General features: G+C 71.2%; 21 protein-coding genes. 13 read left to right on the top strand and 8 right to left on the bottom strand.

Annotated elements, in window-relative coordinates:
• Positions 1 to 40 precede the first annotated feature (40 nt).
• Positions 41 to 625 (bottom strand): PH domain-containing protein, encoded by a 585-nt coding sequence (locus ACVN90_RS05100; RefSeq protein WP_475101079.1) that lies wholly within the window; start codon positions 623 to 625, stop codon positions 41 to 43.
• Positions 626 to 762: 137 nt separating this feature from the next.
• On the bottom strand, positions 763 to 1,575 hold the full coding sequence (locus tag ACVN90_RS05095) for a biotin--[acetyl-CoA-carboxylase] ligase (protein ID WP_475101078.1): 813 nt from the start codon (positions 1,573 to 1,575) through the stop codon (positions 763 to 765).
• 172 nt (positions 1,576 to 1,747) lie between these two features.
• Between ACVN90_RS05095 and ACVN90_RS05090 the strand changes: the two genes are divergently transcribed.
• Together ACVN90_RS05090 and ACVN90_RS05085 are read left to right on the top strand one after the other, a co-directional pair.
• Positions 1,748 to 3,355 carry an acyl-CoA carboxylase subunit beta gene (locus tag ACVN90_RS05090; protein WP_475101077.1) on the top strand — a complete coding sequence of 536 codons (1,608 nt, stop codon included), beginning with the start codon at positions 1,748 to 1,750 and terminating at the stop codon, positions 3,353 to 3,355.
• Positions 3,352 to 3,600, top strand: coding sequence for an acyl-CoA carboxylase subunit epsilon (locus ACVN90_RS05085; protein ID WP_475101076.1), 249 nt, complete (start codon positions 3,352 to 3,354; stop codon positions 3,598 to 3,600). Before ACVN90_RS05090 ends, ACVN90_RS05085 begins: the two co-directional genes overlap by 4 nt.
• Before the next feature lie 409 nt (positions 3,601 to 4,009).
• Here ACVN90_RS05085 and ACVN90_RS05080 read toward each other — a convergent pair whose 3' ends face one another.
• The 4 genes from ACVN90_RS05080 to ACVN90_RS05065 are packed head-to-tail and all read right to left on the bottom strand — an operon-like array spanning position 4,010 to position 8,405.
• Positions 4,010 to 5,122: a hypothetical protein gene (locus tag ACVN90_RS05080; protein ID WP_475101075.1), complete on the bottom strand. Its 1,113-nt coding sequence runs from the start codon at positions 5,120 to 5,122 to the stop codon at positions 4,010 to 4,012.
• Positions 5,119 to 6,369, bottom strand: a complete 1,251-nt coding sequence (locus tag ACVN90_RS05075; RefSeq protein WP_475101074.1) for a sensor histidine kinase — start codon at positions 6,367 to 6,369, stop codon at positions 5,119 to 5,121. Before ACVN90_RS05075 ends, ACVN90_RS05080 begins: the two co-directional genes overlap by 4 nt.
• Positions 6,359 to 7,036: a response regulator gene (locus ACVN90_RS05070; protein ID WP_475101073.1), complete on the bottom strand. Its 678-nt coding sequence runs from the start codon at positions 7,034 to 7,036 to the stop codon at positions 6,359 to 6,361. The genes ACVN90_RS05075 and ACVN90_RS05070 overlap by 11 nt, the downstream gene beginning before the upstream one ends.
• Before the next feature lie 22 nt (positions 7,037 to 7,058).
• Complete coding sequence (locus tag ACVN90_RS05065; RefSeq protein WP_475101072.1) at positions 7,059 to 8,405, bottom strand: class I SAM-dependent RNA methyltransferase; 1,347 nt, start codon at positions 8,403 to 8,405, stop codon at positions 7,059 to 7,061.
• Positions 8,406 to 8,555: 150 nt separating this feature from the next.
• On the opposite strand from ACVN90_RS05065, the gene ACVN90_RS05060 reads away from it, so the two are divergent.
• The 3 genes from ACVN90_RS05060 to ACVN90_RS05050 all read left to right on the top strand — a co-directional run bounded on the left by ACVN90_RS05060 (position 8,556) and on the right by ACVN90_RS05050 (position 11,431).
• On the top strand, positions 8,556 to 9,245 hold the full coding sequence (locus tag ACVN90_RS05060) for a Maf family protein (RefSeq protein ID WP_475101071.1): 690 nt from the start codon (positions 8,556 to 8,558) through the stop codon (positions 9,243 to 9,245).
• Between the two features lie 78 nt (positions 9,246 to 9,323).
• Positions 9,324 to 11,090, top strand: coding sequence for an acetyl/propionyl/methylcrotonyl-CoA carboxylase subunit alpha (locus ACVN90_RS05055; RefSeq protein WP_475101070.1), 1,767 nt, complete (start codon positions 9,324 to 9,326; stop codon positions 11,088 to 11,090).
• Between the two features lie 41 nt (positions 11,091 to 11,131).
• Entirely contained in the window at positions 11,132 to 11,431 is a 300-nt protein-coding gene (locus ACVN90_RS05050) for a hypothetical protein (RefSeq protein WP_475101069.1), read from the top strand.
• 127 nt (positions 11,432 to 11,558) lie between these two features.
• Here ACVN90_RS05050 and ACVN90_RS05045 read toward each other — a convergent pair whose 3' ends face one another.
• Complete coding sequence (locus ACVN90_RS05045; RefSeq protein WP_475101068.1) at positions 11,559 to 13,016, bottom strand: NAD(P)H-quinone dehydrogenase; 1,458 nt, start codon at positions 13,014 to 13,016, stop codon at positions 11,559 to 11,561.
• A 102-nt stretch (positions 13,017 to 13,118) separates the two neighbouring features.
• Between ACVN90_RS05045 and ACVN90_RS05040 the strand changes: the two genes are divergently transcribed.
• From ACVN90_RS05040 to ACVN90_RS05020, 5 genes are all read left to right on the top strand, one after another.
• Positions 13,119 to 13,952 carry a purine-nucleoside phosphorylase gene (locus tag ACVN90_RS05040; protein ID WP_475101067.1) on the top strand — a complete coding sequence of 278 codons (834 nt, stop codon included), beginning with the start codon at positions 13,119 to 13,121 and terminating at the stop codon, positions 13,950 to 13,952.
• A gap of 11 nt (positions 13,953 to 13,963) precedes the next feature.
• Positions 13,964 to 16,072 (top strand): phospho-sugar mutase, encoded by a 2,109-nt coding sequence (locus tag ACVN90_RS05035; protein WP_475101066.1) that lies wholly within the window; start codon positions 13,964 to 13,966, stop codon positions 16,070 to 16,072.
• 6 nt (positions 16,073 to 16,078) lie between these two features.
• Complete coding sequence (locus tag ACVN90_RS05030; RefSeq protein ID WP_475101065.1) at positions 16,079 to 16,663, top strand: GNAT family N-acetyltransferase; 585 nt, start codon at positions 16,079 to 16,081, stop codon at positions 16,661 to 16,663.
• 349 nt (positions 16,664 to 17,012) lie between these two features.
• On the top strand, positions 17,013 to 18,281 hold the full coding sequence (locus tag ACVN90_RS05025; protein ID WP_475098597.1) for an IS256 family transposase: 1,269 nt from the start codon (positions 17,013 to 17,015) through the stop codon (positions 18,279 to 18,281).
• Positions 18,282 to 18,562: 281 nt separating this feature from the next.
• A complete protein-coding gene (locus ACVN90_RS05020; RefSeq protein ID WP_475101064.1) occupies positions 18,563 to 19,513 on the top strand; it encodes a hypothetical protein in 951 nt (316 codons plus the stop codon).
• A gap of 343 nt (positions 19,514 to 19,856) precedes the next feature.
• Here the strand turns inward: ACVN90_RS05020 and ACVN90_RS05015 are convergent, their stop codons facing one another.
• A complete protein-coding gene (locus ACVN90_RS05015) occupies positions 19,857 to 21,791 on the bottom strand; it encodes a BglG family transcription antiterminator (RefSeq protein ID WP_475101063.1) in 1,935 nt (644 codons plus the stop codon).
• Positions 21,792 to 21,920: 129 nt separating this feature from the next.
• On the opposite strand from ACVN90_RS05015, the gene ACVN90_RS05010 reads away from it, so the two are divergent.
• Genes ACVN90_RS05010 through ptsP form a run of 3 tightly spaced genes read left to right on the top strand, consistent with a single transcriptional unit; the run spans position 21,921 to position 24,254 of the window.
• Positions 21,921 to 22,274 carry a PTS sugar transporter gene (locus ACVN90_RS05010; protein ID WP_475101062.1) on the top strand — a complete coding sequence of 118 codons (354 nt, stop codon included), beginning with the start codon at positions 21,921 to 21,923 and terminating at the stop codon, positions 22,272 to 22,274.
• Positions 22,275 to 22,316: 42 nt separating this feature from the next.
• Positions 22,317 to 22,595 (top strand): HPr family phosphocarrier protein, encoded by a 279-nt coding sequence (locus ACVN90_RS05005; RefSeq protein WP_475101061.1) that lies wholly within the window; start codon positions 22,317 to 22,319, stop codon positions 22,593 to 22,595.
• Positions 22,596 to 22,598: 3 nt separating this feature from the next.
• Positions 22,599 to 24,254 carry a phosphoenolpyruvate--protein phosphotransferase gene (ptsP, locus tag ACVN90_RS05000; protein WP_475101060.1) on the top strand — a complete coding sequence of 552 codons (1,656 nt, stop codon included), beginning with the start codon at positions 22,599 to 22,601 and terminating at the stop codon, positions 24,252 to 24,254.
• The last annotated feature ends 20 nt before the right edge of the window (positions 24,255 to 24,274 follow it).

Genomic DNA, 24,274 nt, shown 5'->3' with positions numbered 1-24,274 from the left:
CTCCATCATCCCGCACCCGCGGGACGACGAACGCGCCAGGTCAGCCCTGCGGCAGCGGAGGCCTCGGGGGAACCGTGGGCTGCGGCCCGGGCGGAAGCGGCTGGGCGTCGCGGTGCGCGAGGATCTGGTTGACCTCGACCTGGTCGACGAGCGCCTCGTGCACGAGCTCGGCGCTGGGGATGTTCGCGAGCTTCAGAGGCTCGTCGACGCCGTTCGTCAGCGTGATCGTGCCGGCGCCCCACATGCGCTGCAGCAGGCCACGGTGAACCTTGAGCGTGTAGCCACGGACGTGCGCCAGCTCACGGCGCTTGACCGCGAAGACGCCGCGGCGCTCCATCACGCGCCGCGTGGTGATCGTGTAGATATGGCCCGCCCACGCCAGATACGGCACCACGACGAGCAGCAGCACCACGAGCGCGGCGCCGGCGAGCAGCATCCAATTCTCGAAAGGAGCGGGCAGGTTGCCGTAGAAGTAGCCGCAGGCGCCGGCCACGGCGATCAGCACGAGCGCCGACCACGCGAGGCGCCGCGCGTGGGTGCGGAAACGCGCGACGAGCAGTTCCGGCGTGGGCGCACCGGGTGCGGGCGTCAGCGGCCTGCCTCCGTAGCTCGTCGGCTGCGTCATGTCCCCATTGTGCGGGTAACGGCGGACAGCGCGCTGATCACCCGCCGTTTTCCGTCACGCGCTGCGTTTCGACTCGCAAGCTCGCTCAACGGCCGGGAGAAGTTTCCCCGGGAGAAGCTCGCTCGCCGGGAAGAGAATCACTCGGCCGGGCGGCTCCGCACGTGCACCACGTCTCCGGCCGAGACGACGCTCTCGAACTCGGCGTCCTGCACGACCACCAGCCGCCCGTCGGGATCGATGCGCTGCGCACGCCCCCACAGGGTGTCGCCGTTCGGCAGCGACACCGCAACGTCGCTCCCCAGAGTGCTGCACAGGGCCTCGACTTCGGCGAGCACGCCCGAGGCCGCCGCGTCTCCGCCCGCCGCGCCCAGCGCCTTCAGCTGCTCGTCGAGCGCGCCGAGGTAGTTCGCGAGCAGCCGGTCCTCGTCGCAGGTGAGCCCCACCGTAGCGAAAGAGGTGGCGGTCGCGACGGGGAGGTCCACGGACTCCATCCGGGTGTTCACGCCCGATCCGATCACGACGACGTCGGGATGCCCCGGCACCACTTCCGCCAGGATGCCGCAGACCTTCGCGCCGTCGAGGAGCACGTCGTTCGGCCACTTGAGCGTGGCGGAGTGCACCGACCCGACCAGCTGCGCCGCGATCGCGCGGGTCATCGCCGCCCCCGCGATGAGCGGGATCCACCCGCGCGCGGCGACCGGAAGAGCCGACGCGTCGACCGCGACCGACACGGCGAGCGCCGAGCCCGGCGGGGTCACCCACGTCCGGTCGAGACGCCCGCGGCCTGCGCGCTGATCGTTCGTCAGCAGCAGCGACAGATGCGGCCACTCGTGCGGCGCGTCGACGACGTGCCGGGTGACGTCGGCATTGGTCGAGTCCGTGGTCTCGACGACCTGGACGCGCGGACTCACGGCGGCGGTGAGCGGGAACCCCTCGGGCGAGAACGTCATGCGCCTCACGCTACGCCCCTCGTCGCGTGCGGAAACCTACCCTTTCGCGATTCCAGGCCGCGAGGCTTCGCGAAAGGGCAGAGTTCCGCACCGTCGGGCTCCGAGGATGGACAGCGGATGCCGCAACCCCTTGTGCGAACCCTCCAACAGATCGACCGGACCCGCCGATAGGGTGGAATCCGTGACTCAAGCGCCAGAGCAGCCCGACCTGTCGACGACCGCCGGCAAGATCGCCGACCTCCGCGCCCGCTTCCAGGAGGCCGTCCTCGATCCCGAGGAGATCGCCAAGGAGAAGCAGCACGCGAAGGGCAAGGGCACCGCCCGGGAGCGCATCGAGATGCTCCTCGACACCGGCAGCTTCGTCGAACTCGACGAGTACGTGCGCCACCGCACCACCGCTTTCGGCATGGACCGCTCGCGCCCCTACGGCGACTCCGTCGTCACAGGTGTCGGCACGATCCACGGCCGCACCGTCGCGGTGTACTCGCAGGACTTCTCGACCTTCGGCGGATCGCTGGGCGAGGTCGCCGGCGAGAAGATCATCAAGGTGATGGAGTTCGCCCTCCGCAGCGGCATCCCGATCGTGGGCATCCTCGACTCCGGCGGCGCACGCATCCAGGAGGGCGTCGTCGCCCTCGGCAAGTACGGCGAGATCTTCCGACTCAACACGCGGGCGTCGGGCGTGATCCCGCAGATCTCGATCATCATGGGCCCGGCAGCGGGCGGCGCGGTCTACTCCCCCGCCCTCACCGACTTCGTCGTGATGGTCGACAAGACCAGCCAGATGTTCGTCACAGGCCCCGACGTCATCAAGACCGTGACCGGCGAGGACGTCGGCATGGAGGAGCTCGGCGGCGCGCACACGCACAACACCCGTTCGGGCGTCGCGCACTATCTCGCCGAGGACGAGGACGACGCGATCGACTACGTGCGCTCGATGCTCGGCTTCCTCCCCGACAACAACATGGCGGAGCTGCCGGTCTACGAGACGGGCTTCGAGTTCGAGACGACGGATGCCGACCGCGCACTGAACGCGATCATCCCCGACTCGCCGAACCAGCCGTACGACATCCACCAGGTGATCCGCGGCATCGTCGACGCCGAGGACTTCCTCGAGGTGCAGCCGCTGTTCGCGCCGAACATCGTCATCGGCTTCGGCCGCGTGGAGGGCCGCTCGGTGGGCATCATCGCCAACCAGCCGTCGCAGATGGCCGGCACGCTGAACATCGAGGCCGGCGAGAAGGCCAGCCGCTTCGTGCGGTTCTGCGACGCGTTCTCGATCCCGATCGTCACCCTCGTCGACGTGCCCGGCTACCTCCCCGGCACCGACCAGGAGTGGACGGGCGTCATCCGCCGCGGCGCGAAGCTCCTCTACGCGTACGCCGAGGCGACGGTGCCCCTCGTCACCGTGATCCTCCGCAAGGCGTACGGCGGCGCGTACATCGTGATGGGCTCGAAGCAGCTCGGCGCCGACGTCAACCTCGCCTGGCCGACGGCCGAGATCGCCGTCATGGGCGGCCAGGGCGCCGTCAACATCCTGTACCGCGGCGAGATCAAGAAGGCCGAGGAGAACGGCGAGGATGTCGCCGCCGTGCGCACCCGCCTCGCGAACGAGTACACGTACAACGTCGCCTCGCCGTTCCTCGCCGCCGAGCGCGGCGAGCTCGACGGCATCATCGAGCCTGCCGCGACCCGTGTCTCGATCGCCAAGGCCCTCCGCGCCCTGCGCGGCAAGCGCGCGAGCCTCCCGCCCAAGAAGCACGGGAACATCCCGCTGTGAGCCTCGCAGACGGAGGGGCGACGGATGCTGCGCCCCAGGGCCCGACCATCGAGGTCCATCGTGGTGCGCCCACGGAGGAGGAGCTCGCCGCGCTCATCGCCGTCGTGAGCGAGGCCTACACGGGTGAAGCCGCCGAGGCCGTCGCGGACGACCGCGAGACCCGCACCGGATGGCAGCTGTCGCAGCGTTCCCTCCGCCAGCCGCTGAACCGCGATCTCGGCTGGGGCAGGTTCGGCGGCGCCTGAATCAGGCCGCCTCGGGCTGCCGAACGGCATTCCTGGACCGGGTCCACCGTGTTCGCGTTTGTCCCCCGAAATACCTACAGACACATCCCTTGCAACCCCGAGATACTTGACTCGCTGGAACGCTTCTGCGTTCGGTCGATCCGACACCGCTTAGCGGATGCCCCGGGTCCGGCCATGCGGATGGTTTTCGGGTAACCGTCCGCGCAGGCGAGGGGCGGGCGGCTTCGCCGCCCCTCGCCTCCTTCAACTCCCGCTCTCCGTCCGGAATCCCCTCCCCCTTTCCGGCGGAGAGCGAGTCTGCCATCGAGGCGCGCTCATCTGGTCCTCGCGAAAACGCGGGGCCGCAGCATCCATCACCGTCTTGACGAGGCGCTCACACGACTCTGTCGAGGGATTGCGCGGTTGCGGGTCAGGCCCTGCCGGGGTGCGGGATCTCGCGCCAGAGGTCGACGGAATCCTCGTCGCTGGGGCCGCCCACCGAGGGCGAGCGACCGACGACGGTGACCGCGACGCGCTCGTCCGGCGATGTGCGGATGTAGAGGCGGTCCGAGCTCGCCGCGCGCAGCGCCTCGGCCAGCTGGGCGCGGATGATGCCGAGGGTCTCGTCGTCGACGTCGTCGAGTCCGCCCTCGTCGAGCACGGTGACGTTGGCGCCGCGGCGCCGCGCGCGTTCGAGCTCGGCGCGCACCTCGTCATCGAGGAGGCGGGGTCCGCGCATCTCGTCGCGCAGCCGGCCTTCCGCGATACGTGCCTCCAGACGGTCGGCGTCGCTGAGCACGCCCGCGTGCGCGACGGTGCGCGTGAGCACGGGACCCGCGACGGCGAGCGCCCGCTGCACCTGCACGCGCCGCTCACGCTGGCGCACGACCTGCGACGTCTGCCAGCCGGTGGCAGCCCGCTGCAGCCGCGTGAGGCGCGAGGTGTCGCGGGCGGCACGGTCCATCGAGAACACCAGCAGCTGGGCGCACGTCACCCACACGATCGAGCCGACGAGGCCGAGTGCGAGGGCGTTGAGCGGACCCATCCAGAGAGACGACGCGATCGCGAGCAGGACGATACCCGCCCAGGCGGTCCAGGGGCGCCGGCGCACCATGACGATGGTCATCAGCGCGCCGATCCCTCCGAGGTACCAGGTCGCGAAGGACGCCATGCGGGCCGTCTCGCCGACAGCGAGCGGGATCGCGTTCGGCACGATCAGGGCGCACGCCAGGGCGAGCGCCTGCGCGGTCGCCGGCAGCGGCAGCGGACCGCGGATGCCTTCGCCCGCGGGGTGCGGTGCCGCCTGCGCCTCGAGACTCTCGGGCGACTCTTCGGTCGATCCCGTCGCAACGCCAGGCTCGACGCGGTGCGACGCGGGTTGCCAGAAGATGCACAGCCACGTCGTCGCGAGATAGAAGCCGACCACGATGACGATGATGAGCGGGTGAGGGATCGGCTGCCCTGTCCACAGCAGACCTCGCGCGGCGAAGTACGCCGTGAACGCGACGCCGAGCACGGTGAGAACGTTCTTGACGCTGATCATGACGACGGCTCCTGCCACGTGAGCCGCACGACGGTGCCGTGGGGTCCCGATTGCAGATCTGCGCGTCCGCCCACGGCCGCGACGCGCGCGACGATCGACGCGCGGATTCCGAGACGGTCGTCCGGCACGGCATCCAGGTCGAATCCCTCGCCCGCGTCGTGGACCTCGACGCGGACGGTCCCGTAGGCGGCTCTCAGCACCACCCCGAGCCCGGCACCGCCGGCGTGCTGGACCGCGTTCGCGACGGCCTGCGTCGCTGCCAGCGCGATGGCGCGAGCCACGCGCCCGGGGATGGGCGGGGCATCGGCGTCGATCTCGCGCTGCACATCGACGTCGACCCCCAGCTCGCTGGCGGCCTCGGCGATCTCCTCGGCCAGCGCAGCCGGAGCCCACGGTTCGTCGGGGCCCTCGTGCTCGTCCTGCTCGGTGTTGGCCAGCCGGGTCAGCGCCTCGCGGGCCATGGTCGCCGCCAGCGTGCGCTCGCGAGGAGTGGTGGCCCTCTCGGCGGCGATCAGCGCCGCGAGGACGCTGTCGTGCATCAGTGCCGCCACCGCGACACGCTCCTGCTCGGCGGCATCGGCCGCAGCGGCCTGCGCGTACGAGGAGACCGCCTGCGCACGGGTCTTGTCGACGTTCACCGCCACCGACCGGAACAGCCACCCCAGCGTCAGGATGATGCCGCCCAGGATGAGCGCGAACGTCACGTCCAGGATCACGACCGCCCAGTATTCGGGCGCGAATGCGACCTGGATCATCCGCACGACACCGAACAGAAGCGGCAGCGCGATCGTGAAGGCGATCTGGAGCGGAAACGGGAAGGCGAGCACGGCGGCGAGAGTCGCGAGGTTCAGCAGGTACCAGATCCACGGCTCTTCCGTGGTCGGCGGCGCCACGCCGGCTGTCGCGACCGGCCACACCATGAGGACGAGGACGTAGACGATCGCGAACACGCCGGCCGCGGGGCGCACACCGCGGCCGATCACACAGGCCAGCACCATCACTCCGAGGGCGCCGAAGAGGACGATCATCAGCGGGACGTGCCACCCCGGTCGCTCGGGGGCGGGACCGAGAGCGCTCAAGAACGACTGGAGTCCGAGGATCAGCGAACCGAAGCCGCCGGCCACGAGCGAGATGATGCGCTCGACGCGGGACCGTGTGAACGATCCGATCCCGGCGGTCGTCTGTGGCGAGTGCGGGATCTGCCCCCACGCCGTGTCGAGCACGCCGGTCTGTGCGTCACCGGCCACGCGTGACGTCTCCCGGGTCCGCCGACGGCTCGACGAGGATCCCGTCCTCGACCGCGCGGTGCAGCAGGTCGATCTTCGTCGGCGCGGGCCTGCCGACCTCGACGTACTTGACGCGGATGCGCGTGATGTTCTCCTTCGCCGTGGAGTACGCGACCCCGAGGCGATCGGCGACGACCTTGAGGGGGAGCCCGGCGGCGTAGAGGCGGAGCACGTCGCGCTCACGCGCCGACAGCTGTGCGTCGGCGAAGGCGCGGTCGCCCTCGACGGCGCTGGCCCACTCGACGTTGTTGAGCGGCTCTCCGCGCGCGACCGTGCGCACCGCCGCCATCACATCGCCGATGGGCGAGGACTTGCTGACGACGCCGGCCGCACCGGCGGACAGCGCCTCTCGCACGGCCGCGGGCCTGTCGGCCACGCTGTGGATGATGACGCTCGAACCGTCGAGCACGAGACGCCTGACGTTCTCGGTGACCGTGGTGCCGTCGCCGAGCGTCAGGTCGAGCACGACCACGTCGGCGGGAGCCTGTCGCGACATCGCACGCCAGTCGACGTACTCGGTGACGGTGTTGCCCGAGAAGGCGACGCTCATGGTCTCGGCGCGCGCACACGCCGCCTCGAGGCCGAGCCGGACCGACTCGTGATCATCGATGAAGGCCACCCGCGTCATGCCGCCAGCCTAGCGACGAGTGTCACGCGCGGGTGAGAACCGCCACGGCCTCGACGTGATGCGAATTCGGAAAAAGGTCCAGGCCATCGACACTTGCGACCTCGTACCCGCCGGCGCGGAAGGTCGCGATGTCGCGCGCGAGCGCGACCGGGTCGCAGGCGACGTAGACGATCGTCGACGGTGCGAGCGCGGTGAGATGATCGACCACGTCGCGGCCCGCTCCCGAACGGGGCGGGTCGAGCAGCACGACGCCCCGCGACAGCCGTTCGCGTTCGGGAACGGATGCCTCGGCCGCGAGCCGCGCGAGCCACCGATCGACGCGTCCGGTCTCGGCACGTGCGCCCACCCAGTCTGCGAGGTTCTCCCCCGCGTGCTCCGTGGCGCGTGCGTCGGACTCGACGCTCGTGACGCGGGTCGAGGGGCCGCCGAGGTCGCCGAGAGTCGCGGCGAAGAGGCCGACGCCGCCGTAGAGGTCGAGGTGGGATGCGTCGGGGTCTACGACGGGCGCATCGCCGGGGAGCGCGTGGAGCGCCGCGGAGACGGTCGTGGTGAGGGTGTGCGCCGCCAGGCGGTGGACCTGCCAGAACCCGCCGGCGTCGACGCGGAAGTCACGGCCGCCGACGCGCTCGAGGACGACCTCGGGTGCGGGAGCCTTGCGAGGCCGGGAGGAGGATGGTCGAGCGCCGCGACCGCGGCGGTGCGCAGCATCCGTTCCCCGCTCCGGCCGTGGAAGCACACGGACGCGACCGTCCGCGGGCTGGATGAGGTCGATCCGGCCGGGCTCGCCGCCGTTCAGCGCGAGCGCGGCCCGCTCGACCTCAGCGGTGGCGAGCGGGAGGTCTTCGAGCGCGACCACCCGATGGCTGCGCGCGGCGTACTGGCCGACGTTGCCGTCGGCATCGACGTGCAGGCTCACGCGGGTGCGCCAGGCGGTGCCGTCGACGGACTCGCCGTCGGCCTCCGCGCCGCCGTCCGCGAGGACCGGGGTGACGCCGCTCATCGTGGCGACGGGCTCGGGGATGCCTCCGAACCGCTGCAGCGCGTCCTTCAGCACCTCGAGCTTGAGGGCGCGCTGGTGCTCCAGCGCGATGTGGCCGAAGTCGGCACCGCCGGGGCGCTGGTCGGGCGGTACGTCGACGTCGGCCTGCCGCCACACGTGCAGCTGCCGGTGCGGCGAGGCCTCGAGGACCTCGAGGGTCTCGCCGCGCCAGAACGACTTCTTCGCGGTGTCGGTGAGCCGCACGCGCACGCGCTCGCCAGGGATCGTGTCGGGCACGAACACGACGCGTCCCTCGTGCCGCGCGACGAACACGCCGCCGTGGGCGACGCCCGTGATATCGAGATCGAGGAGGTCGCCGGTTTCACTCACCCGACGAGCCTACGTCCCGGCCCCTCGGTTCCGTATTCAGGATCGCTGCTCGCCAGCCGGGTGCGAGCCCGCGAGATTCCGCGGTCGGCGGGCGGGCGCCGTGTCATCCATCCTGAATTGCGAACGGGGCAAGCCGCGTACGGTGGGGTCATGCGCGTCTGCCTCGCCTCGACCTCGCCCGCCCGGCTCATGCTGCTCGGGCAGTTCGGCATCCGTCCGCTCACGGTGGCCCCCGACGTCGACGAAGAGGCGGTCATCGCGGCGGTGGAGGCGGCCGAGGCGCGGACGCTCGCCCCCGACGAGCACGTGCTCCTGCTCGCGCGGCGCAAGGCGGCGGACGTCGCGGCGCGGCTGCGCGACGACATCCCGGACTTCGACGGCGTCGTGATCGGCGGCGACTCCATGTTCGAGATCGGCGGCGAGGTGCTGGGCAAGCCGTACACGCCCGAGAACGCCGCCGCCCGCTGGCGTGCGATGCGCGGGCGCACCGGCGTGCTGCACTCCGGGCACGCCGTGGTGCGCATCGAGCCCGGCGAACCTCCGCGCGAGGTGCACGCGACGGCCGCAGCATCCGTCTCCTTCGTCGCGGATGTGACGGATGCTGAGATCGACGCGTACGTCGCCACCGGTGAGCCTCTGCACGTGGCCGGGGCGTTCACCGTCGACAGCCTGGGCGGGGCGTTCATCGAGCGGGTGGACGGCGATCCCTCGACGGTCGTCGGGATGTCGGTGTCGACGCTGCGCCGGCTCGTGCGCGAGGTCGGCGTCGAGTGGACGGCGCTGTGGAACACGTCGGATCCGTCGCTCGAGCGGACCGACATCGGCGAAAAGTCGTTGTAGTAGGAATCCCACGTTTCTGGTCGGTTCTTGTACGAACCGCTCAAATTCCCTCGGGATGCCGTCGGTAGGCTGGCACTCATGCCTCAGATCGCCAAGGTTCTCGTTGCCAACCGCGGCGAGATCGCCGTTCGCGTCATCCGCGCCGCCCGCGACGCCGGAAAGGCGTCCGTCGCCGTCTACGCCGATCAGGATCGCGACGCCATGCACTCGCGCCTCGCCGACGAGGCGTACGCCCTCGAGGGTGCGACCAGCGCCGAGACGTACCTGTCGATCGACAAGATCCTCTCCGTCGCGCGCCGCTCGGGTGCCGACGCGGTGCACCCCGGCTACGGCTTCCTCGCCGAGAACGCCGACTTCGCCCGCGCCGTCATCGCGGCGGGCCTGGTCTGGATCGGCCCGTCCCCCGAGGCGATCGAGGCCCTCGGCGACAAGGTGACCGCCCGCGCGGTCGCCGAGAAGGTGGGCGCACCGCTCGCCCCCGGAACCCCGGGCCCCGTGGCCGGCGCCGACGAGGTCGTCGCGTTCGCCGAAGAGGTCGGCCTGCCGATCGCGATCAAGGCCGCGTACGGCGGCGGCGGGCGCGGCCTCAAGGTCGCCCGCACCATCGACGAGGTGCCCGAGCTGTTCGAGTCGGCCACGCGCGAGGCGATCACCGCCTTCGGCCGCGGCGAGTGCTTCGTCGAGAAGTACCTCGACAAGCCGCGTCACGTCGAGACCCAGTGCCTCGCGGATGCCGCGGGCAACGTCGTCGTCATCTCGACGCGCGACTGCTCGCTGCAGCGCCGCCACCAGAAGCTCGTGGAAGAGGCACCTGCGCCGTTCCTCAACGAAGAGCAGAACAAGATTCTCTACGACGCCTCGAAGGCGATCCTCAAGGAGGTCGGCTACGTCGGTGCCGGCACGTGCGAGTTCCTCATCGGCGCCGACGGCACCATCTCGTTCCTCGAGGTGAACACGCGCCTCCAGGTCGAGCACCCGGTCTCGGAAGAGGTCACCGGCATCGACCTCGTGCGCGAGCAGTTCCGCCTCGCCGAAGGCGAGGAGCTGGGCTACGGCGACCCGAAGCCCGAGGGGCACTCGATCGAGTTCCGCATCAACGGCGAGGACCCGGGCCGCGGCTTCCTCCCCCAGCCCGGGCCGATCCACGTGTTCAAGACGTTCGGCGGCCCCGGCATCCGTCTCGACTCGGGCGTCACCGCCGGCGACAGCGTGTCAGGCGCGTTCGACTCGCTGCTCGCGAAGATCATCGTCACCGGCCGCGACCGCGCCGAGGCGCTCGAGCGCTCGCGTCGCGCGCTCGACGAGTTCGAGGTGTCGGGCCTGCCCACGGTGCTGCCCTTCCACCGCGCCGTCGTGCGCGACCCCGCGTTCACCGCCGAGGACGGCCGCTTCGGCGTCTACACGCGGTGGATCGAGACCGAGTTCGTGAACGATATCGCCCCGTGGGACGGCGAGCTCAGCGAGCCGACTCCCGCCGAGGCGCGTCACACGGTCGTCGTCGAGGTCGCCGGCCGGCGCCTCGAGGTGAGCCTGCCCGACCGCGTCGTGGCGCCCGTGGGTGTCGCCGGACGCCCGGCGGCCGTACCGCCGTCGCGCCGCTCGCACTCCCCCTCGGTCGTCGCGGGTGCCTCGGGCGACGCGGTGAAGTCGCCGATGCAGGCCACGGTCGTGAAGGTCGCCGTCGAGGAGGGCCAACAGGTGGTCAAGGGCGACCTCGTCATCGTCCTCGAGGCGATGAAGATGGAGCAGCCCATCCAGGCCCACAAGGACGGCGTCATCGGCGCCATCAACGCCGACCCCGGCACGACGGTCTCGGCCGGCCACCAGCTCCTCACCATCTCCTGACGCCCCTCGACGCAGGGCCGAGGGCGCGGCAGGATGGCCGGATGGATGCCGCAACCGGCGATGCGCCCGAGGTGTCGGCGCTCGCGATCAACGTCGTGATCCCGCCGGAGTTGCGCTGGACGGACGTGCGCCGCGGCGAGGAGTTCGAGCTGCAGTCGCTCACGGTGCGTCTGCTGCCCGACCGCTCGGTCGCGGTGAAGGCGTACGGCCGCCCGACGGCGGGCGGGCGCGGCGCCTACGTGTCGTTCGCGATGCCCGACCGTCCGGAGCTGCGGGCGCTGGTCGACGCGGCCGCGAACCGCGCAGCCGACCTCTGGCGCGCCAACACCGGCCTCGGCTGACGCCGGACTCTCCCCGCGGGCGGCGGGCCGCAGCATCCGTTCACATCACGTGATCTCGCCGAGCGCACTCGTCGTGTACGCGAACAACGGGTGCGCTCGGTGAGAGCACACGATGTGAACGCGCGCGTCAGCCGCCGTAGACGTTGTGGTCGACGACGTGCATCGCGCGTGAGGCATCCGTGATGCTGCCCGACAGCGACGGGTAGACGGCGAAGACGCGGGAGACCTGGTCGACCGTCAGGCGGCGCTCGACGGCGATCGCGATCGGGTAGATGAGCTCGGAGGCGCGGGGGCCGACGATGACGCCGCCGATGACGGTGCCGCTGCCCTCGCGGGCGATGATCTTGACGAAGCCGTCCTTGATGCCCATCATCTTGGCGCGCGGGTTGGCCGCCAGGGGCAACTTGTGCACGACGCCGTTGATGTGACCGTCCTCGATGTCGTTCTCCTGCCAGCCGACGGTCGCGATCTCGGGCGCGGTGAAGATGTTCGAGGTGATGCGGCGGCGCTCGAGCGGGATGACGACGTCACCGAGCGCGTGGAAGACGGCCGTGCGTCCCTGCATCGAGGCGACTGAAGCGAGCGGGACGAACGTGGTGCAGTCGCCCGCGGCGTAGATGTTCGGCACCGAGGTGCGCGCGACGCGGTTGACCTGGATGTGTCCGGATTCGGTCATCTGCACGCCGGCCTGCTCCAGGCCGATGCCGGCGGTGTTCGGGATCGAGCCGACCGCCATCAGGCAGTGGCTGCCCTCGACGGTGCGGCCGTCCGACAGGGTCACGACGACGCCGTCGCCGGTGTTCTCGACCTTGTCGGCCCGTGACTTCGAGAGCAGCTTCATGCCGCCGCGCTTGAAGACGCGCTCGAGGACGGCGGCGGCGTCCTTGTCCTCCCCCGGGAGGACCTGGTCGCGGCTCGACACCAGGGTGACCTTCGCGCCGAGGTTCATGTACGCGCCGGCGAACTCGGCGCCGGTGACGCCCGAGCCGACGACGATGAGGTGCTCGGGCAGCGCCGTCATGTTGTAGAGCTGGGTCCACGTGAGGATCCGCTCGCCGTCGGGCTTCGCGCTGGCGAGCTCGCGGGGCGACGCGCCGACCGAGACGACGAGCGTATCGGCCTCGATGCGATCGAAGTCGGTGCCGCCGGGGCCGGTCGACACCACGACGGCGTTGTCGCCCTCGAGGCGGCCGTGGCCCGAGATGATGCGCACGCCCGCCTCGGCGAGCGAGGCGCGCATGTCGTCGGACTGCTGGCGGGCGAGCGTCAGGAGGCGCTTGTTGACGGCGGTGAGGTTGATGGCGATCTCGGGCTTGAGCGGCTTGCCGTCCTTGCCCTTCGCGAACAGCTGCACGCCGAGGTCGCCGGCGCCCGCGATCGCGACGGCCGCGTCGGCGGTCGCGATGAGCGACTTCGACGGGACGACGTCGGTGATGACGGCCGAGCCGCCGATGCCGGCGCGTTCGACCACCGTCACCTCGGCTCCGAGCTGGGCGGCGGCCAGCGCCGCTTCGTAGCCTCCGGGTCCGCCGCCGAGGATGGCGACGCTCTGGGTGGTCTCGAAGCTGATCGACATGAATTCCATTCTCCCCTGCCGGGCGCCCTGGGCACGACACAGCGACACTCCCGGGCGCGCGCGAAGGCGGCTTCGCTGGCCCTCGTCGCCGTCCGTTCCTAAAGTGGTCCCATGTCAGACACCACCGGCAATCCTCTCGACGACCCCACGGCCGACCCGTTCGCGGTCGCCGCCGCCGCCGCGGAGGACATCGCCCGCATCACCGGCGTCGAGCGTCACGACATCGCGCTCACGCTCGGCAGCGGCTGGGGCAGGGCCGCGGAACTCCTCGGCGAGACCACCTCGACGTTCCCCGCCACCCAGGTGACCGGCTTCAGCGCTCCGGCCCTCACCGGCCACGTCGGAACGCTGCGCAGCATCGTCACGCCGAAGGGCCGCCGCGTGCTGGTGATCGGTGCCCGCACCCACTACTACGAGGGCTACGGCGTGCGCCGCGTCGTCCACAGCGTGCGCACCGCCGCCGCCGCAGGCGTGCGAACGATGGTGCTCACGAACGGCGCCGGCGGCATCAAGCACACCTGGACCCCCGGTCGCCCGGTGCTCATCAGCGACCACATCAACATGACCGGCGACACGCCCCTCGAGGGCGCGACGTTCATCGACCTCACCGACCTCTACTCGCTGCGGCTGCGCGATCTCGCACGCTCCATCGATCCGACCCTCGACGAGGGCGTGTACACGCAGTTCCGCGGGCCGCAGTACGAGACCCCGGCCGAGGTGCAGATGGTCAAGTCGTTCGGCGGGCACATCGTCGGCATGTCGACCGCCCTCGAGGCGATCGCCGCGCGGCAGGCGGGCATGGAGATCCTCGGCTTCTCGCTCATCACCAACATGGCCGCGGGCATCCAGAAGACCCCGCTCAGCCACCAGGAGGTGCTCGACGCCGGCCGCGAGGCCGAGCCGGTCATCTCGTCGCTGCTCGCCCGCGTGATCGGGGCGCTGTGAACGGCGGGGACGTGCAGGAGCCCGCCCGCGACGAGGTTTCGACGGGAACGGATGCTGCCGCCGACGTCCTCGCGCGAGCGCACGCGTGGCTCGCACAGGACCCCGATGGTGAGACCCGCGCGGAGCTGCGCGCGCTCATCGATGCCGCGGAATCGGGGAACCCCGCCGCGGTCGAAGACCTCGAGGACCGCTTCTCCGGACGCCTGGCCTTCGGAACCGCCGGACTGCGCGGCGCTCTCGGTGCCGGCAGCAACCGCATGAACCGCGTGCTCGTGGCGCAGGCCGCCGCGGGACTGGCCGCGTACGTGCGCGAGCAGGCGGGGCTCCCGCCGGTCGGCGTCGAGGCCGCGTCAGCCTCGCATGAAGACGACACGGATGCTGCCACCGCCGCCCACGAGAGCACGGCCGACGACGAGGTCGTGGTCGCACCCGCGGAATCGGGTGATGAGCCTGCCGACCAGGCCGCGACCGAGGACGCCGCGACGGATGAGACGTCCGCGGTCACGGAGCCCGAGGGCGCCGATGAGGCGGCGAACGCCGATGCGGATGCTGCCACCGAGGCCGACCAGACCGCGGATGCCGCGCACGACGATGAGGGCGCAGCATCCGCTCCCGACGAACTCGCCGAGCCGTCGGCCCCCGAACTCACCGAGACACCGTCGGCCGACGCGCTCGAGGCCGAGGGGCCGGAGGTCCCGGGCATCCTCGACGACGCACCGATCGTGGTGATCGGCTACGACGGGCGCCGCAACTCCGATGTGTTCGCGCGCGACTCGGCCGAGATCTTCGCGGGCGCGGGGCTCCGCGCGATCCTGATGCCGCGACTGCTTCCCACGCCCGTGCTCGCATTCGCGGTGCGGCACTTCGGCGCCGCCGCCGGGGTCATGGTCACGGCGAGCCACAACCCGCCCGACGACAACGGCTACAAGGTGTACCTCGGCGGTGCCGACGACGGCTCGCAGATCGTTTCGCCCGCCGATGCCGAGATCGCCGCGCACATCGAGCGCGTGGCCGACGCCGGCGACATCAGCACGGTTCCGCGGTCGCTCGGGTTCGAGCTCGCGACCGAGAGCGTCGTCGACGAATACGTCGCCGCGACCGCGGCGGTCGCTCCCGCACCCGCTGCAGCCGAGGGCCTCACCTGGGTGTATACGGCGATGCACGGCGTCGGCTGGGAGACGTTCTCGCGCATCCTCGAGACGGCGGGCTACCCCGCGCCGGTGCCGGTCTCGGCCCAGCTCGAGCCCGACGGCGCCTTCCCGACCGTGGCGTTCCCGAACCCGGAGGAACCGGGTGCGATGGACCTCGCCTTCGAAGCCGCTCGCGAGGCCGGAGCCGAGCTCGTGATCGCGAACGACCCCGACGCCGACCGGCTCGCCGTCGCCGTTCCGGACGAGTCCGCCGAGGGCGGCTGGCGCCGCCTCACGGGCAACGAGATCGGCCTCCTGCTCGGCTGGCGCGCCGGGCGACTCGCGACCGCAGACGGCCCCGCCGAGAGGGCCTCGCTCGCGTGCTCACTGGTGTCGTCGCCCGGGCTCGAGGCCGTCGCCGAGCACTACGGCCTCGACTTCCACGCGACGCTCACCGGCTTCAAGTGGATCTCCCGCGCGCCGGGGATCGTGTTCGGCTTCGAGGAGGCGCTCGGCTACCTCGTGAACCCCGGCACCGTGCGCGACAAGGACGGCATCTCGGCCGCCGTCGCGATGCTGGGCCTGGTGACCGAGGCACGGGGCCGGGGGGCGAGCCTCGGCGACCTGCTGACCGAGTTCGACGAGCAGTTCGGCGCGTTCGCGAGCGACCAGGTCTCGATCCGCGTCGAGGACGTGTCGCAGATCGCCGCGATCATGGCGGCGCTGCGCGAGCGGCATCCCTCGTCCGTCGGCGACGTCGCGGTCGAACGCATCGACGACCTGCTCGACGGCATCGACGACCTGCCGCCCGGCGACGTGCTGCGCCTGTGGCTCGTCGACGGCTCGCGCGTCATCGTGCGCCCGAGCGGCACCGAGCCGAAGCTCAAGCTGTACCTCGACGTCCGCGGCGAGTCCCGCGAAGACGCCACGGCACGCATCGCCGCCCTCGCGGACGGCGCCCGCGCGCTCCTCGCCGAGTACGGCGGCTGACCGGTCGTGCTCCTCACCTCGCCCGTCACGCTCGAGAACGCGCACCTCCGCCTCGAACCGCTCTCCCCCGAGCACGAGGCCGACCTGGCCGCCGCGGCGGTCGGGCTGGAGCACACCTGGTACACGTCGGTGCCGCGCCCGGAGGGCATCGCGGCCGACATCGCCCAGCGGTCGACGTGGCGCGACGAGGGTCACATGAACCCCTGGGCGGTGCGCCGGCTCGACACCGGTCGGGTGGTCGGCGAGACCACGTTCTGCAACATCGATCAGGCCCACCGGCACGTCGAGATCGGCCACACCTGGATCGCGCTCGAGGCGCAGCGCACCTTCGTGAACACCGCGTCGAAGCTGCTGCTGCTCGCCCACGCGTTCGAGCAGTGCGACGCGATCGCGGTCGAGTTCCGCACGCACTGGCACAACCGCCAGTCCCGCGCCGCGATCGCGCGCCTCGGCGCCAAGCAGGACGGGGTGCTCCGCAACCACCGCCTCGGCCCCGACGGCACCCTCCGCGACACCGTGGTGTTCTCGATCCTCCCGACCGAGTGGCCCGCCGTGCGCCTCGACCTCACCGAGCGCCTCGCCCGCGGCTGACGCGACGACGTTTGGCGCCGCCTCGAGTCGCAGCATCCGTTCTCCGGCTCGTTTGGGGTATCGGGGCGCACTGCATGCATTCGGGGCGCACTCTGCACGCCCCAATCGTGCGCCACGCGCCCCAAACCCGAGACTGCGCGGAACGAATGCTCCCCCCAATCGTGCGCCACGCGCCCCAAACCCGAGACTGCGCGGAACGAATGCTCCCCCCGAGACCCTGCCCCATCGCCCGGGGGGTGCGTCTCATAGCGTGGTGTCACTTCCCACGGGGTCCTCGTCGTCGTTGACGTAGGAGGGCCATCGTGGGAGACCAGTTGTTTCCGCCAAGAAGCAAAGAAGTGATCCCACGATGACCCAGAACCAGTCTGCCTTGACGACCCTGATTGCCGAAGTCCTCGCCGAGCCGGAGCTCGCTCATTCGGACGTGTTCCGCCGGATGCTGCAGGCCGGCTTGCAGGACCTGATCGACGCGGAAGCGACGGTGAAGATCGGCGCGGCGCCGCACGAACGCACCCCGGAGCGCACCACTCGGCGGAACGGCACCCGCCCCAAGACGCTCGCGACCCCGGCCGGGGAGGTGGACTTGGCGATCCCGAAGCTGCGGGAGGGATCGTTCTTCCCGTCGTTGCTGCACCCGCGCCGCCGGGTCGACAAGGCGCTCTACGCCGTGATCTGCCAGGCCTGGATCGACGGGGTGAGCACTCGCAAGGTCGACCAGCTGATCCGGGCGCTGGGCAACGACACCGGTATCAGCCGGTCGACGGTGTCGCGGATCTGCAGTGAGATCGACGAGGCCGTGCAGGAGTTCCTGCACCGCCGGATCGACCACACGTGGTTCCCCTACCTCTTCCTGGACGCCACCTACCTCGACGTCCGCCACCGCGGCCGGGTCGTCTCCCAAGCCCTCGTCGTCGCCACCGGCGTCAGCGGCGAGGGCCGCCGGGAGATCCTCGGGATGGCGCTGGGAGACGCGGAGACCACCGACTTCTGGACCGAGTTCCTCCGCAGCCTCCGCGACCGGGGACTGAAGGTCGCCACCGACGCCGACCCGCTCGGGGTCGCCCTGGTCACCAGCGACGCGCACGCCGGCCTGAAAGCAGCGGTGAAGGCGATCCTGCCCGGAGCTGGCTGGCAGAGATGCCGAGTCCATTTCGCCCGCAACGTCACCCAGAAGATCGGATCCGCGCGCTCCAAGCCGGTCAACGCGCTGATCACCACGATCTTCGCGCAGACCACGCCGGAGGCCGTGCTCGCCCAGTACCAGGCCGTCACCGACAGCCTCCGCGGGTCGTTCCCCGAGATCGCCGCCATGCTCGAAACCGCCGAGCCAGACCTCACCGGTTTCGCCTCGACCCCTCGAGAGCACTGGCAGAAGGTCTGGTCCAACAATCCGATCGAACGGCTCAACCGCGAGATCAAACGCCGCGCCGACGTCGTCCAGATCTTCCCCGACCGCGACTCCGTGACCCGCCTCATCGGCGCTGTTCTGCAGGAGCAGCACGAGGAGTGGCAATACGGCGAACGCCGCTACTTCTCCGACATCTCAATGCGCAAGCTCATCCACTCCCTGCACGAACACACCGAGCCCGCCCGCACCGAGCTGTACCTCACCGCCTGACCATCACCCACCATCGGCAACAACAGAAGTGACACCACGCCACGGGACTTGACCCGCCCGGGTATCCGTGTCCACTCCCGGCCCTCGGGATTTGGGGCGCGGCGCGTGCAATCGGGGCGCACGGCGCACGCCCCAAGAGATGGCCGCGCGCCCCAAGACTCGCCCAAGCGCGGGGAACGGATGCCGCGAGCGCAGGCGGCCCCTCCTCCACAGGGTGGTCTTGTCCACAGTTTCTGGTTCGGACGCCGTGCCCGCGGTGGAATCGCCGGAGACTCGCCAACATGGGCACCCTCGCACTCCTCAGACGCGCCGAGCTTCTCGAAGCAACGACACCCCGCCGGCTCACCGCCGCGGTCACCGCCGGTGAGTTCACGCGACTCCGCGTCGGGGTGTACGTGGAAACGGCGGCGTGGAACGCCGCGAAGCCGGAGGCTCGCGTCATCGCTCGCGCCCACGCCCTGGCGCTGACCGTGCGCTGCGTTCCCGTCGTCTCACACGAAACGGCGGCCGCCGTCCACGGTCTCCCGCTCTATCGCGCGGATCGAAACCGGATTCACGTCATCGCGCCCCAGGCGCGACCGGGCGCTGCCGGTGGCGTGATCCGCCACCGCGGAGAACTTCGGGACGATGAGGTCGTCGACATCGATGGACTGAAGGTCACTTCGCTCGCGCGCACCGTCGCAGACGTCGCCCGAACCGCCTCGTTCGAGCAGGCTGTCACTGTCGCTGACGCCGCCCTCCGCCAGCAGTTCGTCACCGCTCCGGATGAGTACGACCTCGACGCGGCGGCGCGATTCCGGCAGGAGGTCCTCGCGATCGCGAGCCGATCAGCGCATGGCCTCACGCGTGCTCGTCGCGTCGTCGGATTCGCTGATGGCCGCGCACAACTCCCCGGCGAGAGCATCAGCCGAATCCGGCTCCGCGAGATCGGTTTCCGTGTCATCGAACTGCAGGTTGCGGTGCCCGGGCGAGGCATCCATCCGTACTACGTCGACTTCGGCCTGGACGAGGCCAACGCCTTCGGCGAGTTCGACGGCGCGATCAAGTACGTCGACGGGAAGATCCTCGACGGCCGCACGTCGTCGCAGGTCTTCGATGAGGAGAAGCAACGCGAGGACTGGATCCGCGGAACCACACAGCGCCGCTACGCCCGGTGGGGGTGGCCGCACGTCGCGTCGGCGACGGAATTGCGGACGCGACTCGAAGCCTTCAGCATCCGCCCGCCCCGCTGACGTCGTCGCCCGGGTATGGGGCGCGCCGCGTCCGTTCGGGGCGCGCGGCGCGCGCCCCGAGAGTTCGGCACGCGCCCCAATCCAGAGCGAGCGTCACCCCGTACCCGCGACGCGACACCGGCGCGCAGCATCCGCTCCCGTCTACTGAGTTTGGGGCGCACCGCGTGCGTTCGGGGCGCACGGCGCACGCCCCTAACGCGCGCCACGCGCCCCAGAAGCTCGCCGCGCACCCCGAACCCGTCAGCAACCCAGAACGAGAGCAGCCGGAGCGGAAAGAGATGAGACGGATGCTGCGCCCCGGGGCGCGACGACACGCGTGCGGGCCGGCGGGCCCGGGCGCGGCTCAGCCGTCGATGACGGCGACGAGCTCGTCGAGGAAGGCGTTGAACTCGGCGCCGCGGCGCACGATGCGCTGCACGCTGTCGCGCTCGCTGAACACCTCGACGAACTGCTCGAACACGGTCTGGAAGGCCTCGCGGTCGGTCTCGGAGAACGCCACCAGCGCCACGACCTGCACGCGGCCGTCGCCCCACGGGATCGAGGGGTCGGCGATGCCGATGGCGATGGCGGTGCGGGATGCCGTCATCTCGAGCGCGTGCGGCACCGCCAGGGCGTCGGTGAACGCGGTCGACGACAGGCGCTCGCGTTCGATGGTGCGTTCGACGTACGCGGCGTCGATGACGCCACGGGCCTGCAGCAGGGCGCCGAGCCCGCGGATCACCCCCTCCTCCCCCGCGGCCTCGTCGAGGCCGCGCAGGAACGCCGACGGCTCGAAGTAGCGCTCGAGCTCCGCGCGCAGCCGGGCGAGGCGCCGCGAGCGACGGATGCGGCCCGCCGCCGACTGCACGCGCTCGACGTCGGCGTCGGTGAGGAACGGCTGGATGCGCACGATCCGGTCGGTGGTCGTCGGCGGGTCGATCGTCGTCAGGACGAGGTCGGTGTCGATCGAGGACCAGTCGGGATCGACGCGCGTCTCGACGCCGACGACCTCGATCGCCTGCCCGAGCGAGCGGTCGACGCTCGAGCGCAGCAGCTCGTGCAGGTCGTAGTAGCCGGGGCACACGATGGTCGCGGTGAGCAGCTGGTCGGCGCGGCGGCTGCGCTCGAGCCTTCCCCCGACGTGCATCGCGATGTACGCGATCTCGTCGTCGGGCAGCGGAATGCCGAGCCGCTGCTGCAGGCGGCTCGCGATGAACACCGCGACCTCGAAGATCATCGGGTACGTCGACTTGAGCGACCGCGTCAGCGGATTGCGCGACCACGCCTGCTCGCGCGCCCGGTGGAGCAGGTTCTGCACGTGCAGGGCGAGCCGTGACACGAAGTCGTCGTGGGCGATGTCGACCAGGAACTCGTCAGCGGCCGCGGTCACGACCTCGCGCACGACGGCTTCGATCTCGGGATCGAGGGAGGACGGCGCGGTTCCGGATGCTGCGTCCTCGTGCCCGTCGGGCGCCACGACGCGCGTCAGCACGAGCGTCGCAAGGTGCTGCAGATCGGCGCTGCCGAGCCGTACGCCGAGGTGCCGCTCGGAGAGCTCCGCGATGATCTCGGCGACCTGGTTCTGGGTCGGCCGCTCCTGCACCGAGCCCCCGACGGCGTCGAGCGGGCGGTCGCGCGAGGTGCGGTCGGCCGCGATGGCGATGTGCATCACGACGTCGGCGATGCCGAACTCGTTCACGAACCAGCCGAGCTCGCCGAGACGAGCGACGAGCTCGGTCTTGAACGGACCGAACGCCTGGGCGCCGACCGACCCTTCGCCGAGCGTGCGGCGGAGGGCCGCGAGGTCGAAGGATCCGGCATCCATCTCGTCGTGCGCGAGCTTGCTCAGCAGGCGCCGCTGGGCGCCCTCGGTGCCGCGCAGCCGGGCGCGCGACGCCGAACGCTCGAGCGTGAGCTCGGTGCCGCCCAGGAGGCCCCGGACGCGGGCGAGGTCGGCGTCGAGGGTGGCGGGCGAGACGTGCAGCGCGTCGGCGGTCTCGAACACGTCGATGCCGTCGGGGGCGTCGAGGAGCGTGCGCACCAGCGTGTGCAGCCGGTCACGCGGGGTGCCCGTGTCGCCGCCGGCACGGAGCGCGGCTGCGGCGTCAGATCCGGCGCGGTAGCCCTGCGGGCCGGACTCGACCGCGACGCCCGGCGCCACCCGCGCGTTCGCGGCGGTGACGTAGGAGCGGATGCTGCGCGGAGTCACGCCCAGCGCGTCGGCGAGAGCGGATGCCGTGACCCAGTCGCCGTCACGCAGGAGGAGTCCGAGCACACGATCTTGCCGGGCTCGGGTCACGGTCCCAGTCAACCACGCGCGTCCGGGCCCGCGGCCGCCGACGCCCCATCGTTTCCGCCCCTGCGGAAGAAGGAGTGGTTGTGCCACTCCCAGCGTTCTCACAAGAATGGCCAATGAGGAGGCGGATCGATGAGGATCCTGGTGGTCTGCGGAGCGGGTGCCTCGAGCACCTTCGTCGCTCAGCGCGTGCGTCACGCGGCCCACGCAGAGGGACTCGACTATTCCGCCTTCGCCGGCACCGAGCAGTCGCTTCCGATCGATCTCGATGCCGCCGACGTCGTCCTCGTGGGTCCGCACCTGCTCCATGCGCTCGAGCGCATAGAACGGGATGCTGCCGCGCGAGGCACGACGGTGGTGCTGCTGCCGCCCGACATCTTCGGAGACCGGGACGGCACGCGGACACTCGCGCTGGTCCGCGCCGCGATCGGGGGCCCCGGGGGGCCGCTCCCGGCCGCGGATGCGGCGCCGCCCCACCACGACTGAACAACACCGCGACGAACCAGGAACAGACAGAGAGGTCACGACATGCCACCCATCTCCCGCACCGTCCGGATCGGATCGGCGCACGGTCTGCACGCGCGTCCGGCGAAGCTGTTCGCGCAGGCGGCGAAGGATGCCGGCATCCCGATCACCATCGCGAAGGATGCGGGCAGCCCCGTCAACGCGGCGAGCATCCTCGGCGTGATCGCGCTCGGCATCGAGCAGGGCGACTATGTGACCCTCACCGCGGACGGCGACACCGCCGAACGGGCGCTCGACACGCTCGCGGAACTCCTCACCACCGACCACGACGCGGAGGCCTGAACCATGACCGAACTCCGGGGTGTCGGAATCGGACTGGGCGTCGCCCAGGGACCCGTTGCACGCATGGCAGAGCCCGCGCCGGCGCCGTCGGACGCGCCGAGCACGATCAGCGCGGACGAGGAGCAGGCGCGGGTGACGGATGCCGTCGCCGCCGTCGCGCGCGAGCTCGAGGCCCGCGGCGCGCAGGCGGGCGGAGCGGCGCAGGAGGTGCTCGAGGCGCAGGCCATGATGGCCGAGGACCCGACGCTCGCCGACGAGATCGGCACGCGGCTCGCGCAGGGGAAGACCGGCGAGTTCGCGGTCTTCGACGCGTTCGCGTCGTTCCGCGACCAGCTCACGGCGATGGGCGGCTACCTCGGCGAGCGCGCGGCGGACCTGGACGACGTCGCGCAGCGGGTGATCGCCCGGCTGCGCGGCGTGCCTGCTCCGGGTGTCCCCGATCCGGGGCATCCGTTCGTCCTCGTCGCGAAGGACCTCGCACCGGCCGACACGGCGCTCCTCGACCTCGACAAGGTGCTGGCGCTCGTGACCACCGAGGGCGGCCCCACCTCCCACACGGCGATCCTCGCGCGCGAGAAGTCGATCGTCGCGATCGTGGGTGCGACGTCGGCGACGGGACTGCGCGACGGCGAGACGGTGATCGTGGATGCTGCCGCCGGCGTCGTGACGACCGAGCCGACCACCGACGAGCTCGAGCGGGCGCAGAACCGCGCCGACGCGCGCGCCGCGCAGGCGTCGGCGCCGATCACCGACGGAGCCCTCGCCGACGGGACCAAGGTGCCGCTGCTGGCGAACCTCGGCAACCCGGACGGCGCCACCGATGCTGTCGCGCTGGGCGCCGAAGGCGTGGGACTGTTCCGCACCGAGTTCCTGTTCCTGAGCTCGAACCAGGCGCCCACCGTCGAGCAGCAGCGCGAGGCGTACACGAAGCTCCTCGCCGCGTTCCCGGGCAAGAAGGTCGTCGTGCGCGTGCTCGATGCCGGCGCCGACAAGCCGCTCGCGTTCCTGAACGACGCGCACGAGGAGAACCCCGCACTCGGGCTCCGCGGCATCCGTGCCCTCCGCGCCAGCGAGGACATCCTGCGCGAGCAGCTCACGGCACTCGCCGAAGCGGATGCCGCCACCGACGCCGACCTGTGGGTCATGGCGCCGATGATCGCCACCGTCGAGGAGACGAACTACTTCACGGATCTCGCCCGCGACTACGGCATCAAGACCGCGGGCGTCATGGTGGAGGTGCCGTCCTCGGCTCTGCTCGCCGACCGCATCCTGGTGGACGCGGACTTCGCCTCCATCGGCACCAACGACCTCACGCAGTACACGCTCGCCGCAGACCGCCTCCTCGGGTCGGTCGCGTCGTTCCAGGACCCGTGGCACCCTGCCGTGCTGCGCCTGATCCGCGAGGTCGGCGACGCCGGCGCCGCGAACGGCAAGCCGGTCGGCATCTGCGGTGAGGCGGCGGCAGATCCCCTGCTCGCCGTCGTGCTCGTCGGCCTGGGCGCCACGAGCCTGTCCATGGCACCCACGGCCCTCGCCGACGTGCGCGCCACCCTTCTCCAGCACACCATCGCCGAGGCACGCGACATCGCCTCGGCCGCACTCGCCGCGAACGACGCGGCATCCGCCCGGTCCGCAGCCCAGCAGGCGGCCACCCGATAGGCCGTCGCGGCGGCCCGGAA

Source organism: Microbacterium sp. F01, from assembly GCF_056156365.1.
This window is presented reverse-complemented; position numbering and strand designations above follow the sequence as displayed.

What these genes read in the sequence shown, in the direction of transcription:
- ACVN90_RS05100 (WP_475101079.1), bottom strand. Translation starts at nt 625, where the DNA reads ATGACGCAGCCGACGAGCTACGGAGGCAGGCCGCTGACGCCCGCACCC.
- ACVN90_RS05095 (WP_475101078.1), bottom strand. Translation starts at nt 1,575, where the DNA reads ATGACGTTCTCGCCCGAGGGGTTCCCGCTCACCGCCGCCGTGAGTCCG.
- ACVN90_RS05080 (WP_475101075.1), bottom strand. Translation starts at nt 5,122, where the DNA reads ATGATCAGCGTCAAGAACGTTCTCACCGTGCTCGGCGTCGCGTTCACG.
- ACVN90_RS05070 (WP_475101073.1), bottom strand. Translation starts at nt 7,036, where the DNA reads ATGACGCGGGTGGCCTTCATCGATGATCACGAGTCGGTCCGGCTCGGC.
- ACVN90_RS05060 (WP_475101071.1), top strand. Translation starts at nt 8,556, where the DNA reads ATGCGCGTCTGCCTCGCCTCGACCTCGCCCGCCCGGCTCATGCTGCTC.
- ACVN90_RS05055 (WP_475101070.1), top strand. Translation starts at nt 9,324, where the DNA reads ATGCCTCAGATCGCCAAGGTTCTCGTTGCCAACCGCGGCGAGATCGCC.
- ACVN90_RS05050 (WP_475101069.1), top strand. Translation starts at nt 11,132, where the DNA reads ATGGATGCCGCAACCGGCGATGCGCCCGAGGTGTCGGCGCTCGCGATC.
- ACVN90_RS05045 (WP_475101068.1), bottom strand. Translation starts at nt 13,016, where the DNA reads ATGGAATTCATGTCGATCAGCTTCGAGACCACCCAGAGCGTCGCCATC.
- ACVN90_RS05040 (WP_475101067.1), top strand. Translation starts at nt 13,119, where the DNA reads ATGTCAGACACCACCGGCAATCCTCTCGACGACCCCACGGCCGACCCG.
- ACVN90_RS05025 (WP_475098597.1), top strand. Translation starts at nt 17,013, where the DNA reads ATGACCCAGAACCAGTCTGCCTTGACGACCCTGATTGCCGAAGTCCTC.
- ACVN90_RS05020 (WP_475101064.1), top strand. Translation starts at nt 18,563, where the DNA reads ATGGGCACCCTCGCACTCCTCAGACGCGCCGAGCTTCTCGAAGCAACG.
- ACVN90_RS05010 (WP_475101062.1), top strand. Translation starts at nt 21,921, where the DNA reads ATGAGGATCCTGGTGGTCTGCGGAGCGGGTGCCTCGAGCACCTTCGTC.
- ACVN90_RS05005 (WP_475101061.1), top strand. Translation starts at nt 22,317, where the DNA reads ATGCCACCCATCTCCCGCACCGTCCGGATCGGATCGGCGCACGGTCTG.
- ptsP (WP_475101060.1), top strand. Translation starts at nt 22,599, where the DNA reads ATGACCGAACTCCGGGGTGTCGGAATCGGACTGGGCGTCGCCCAGGGA.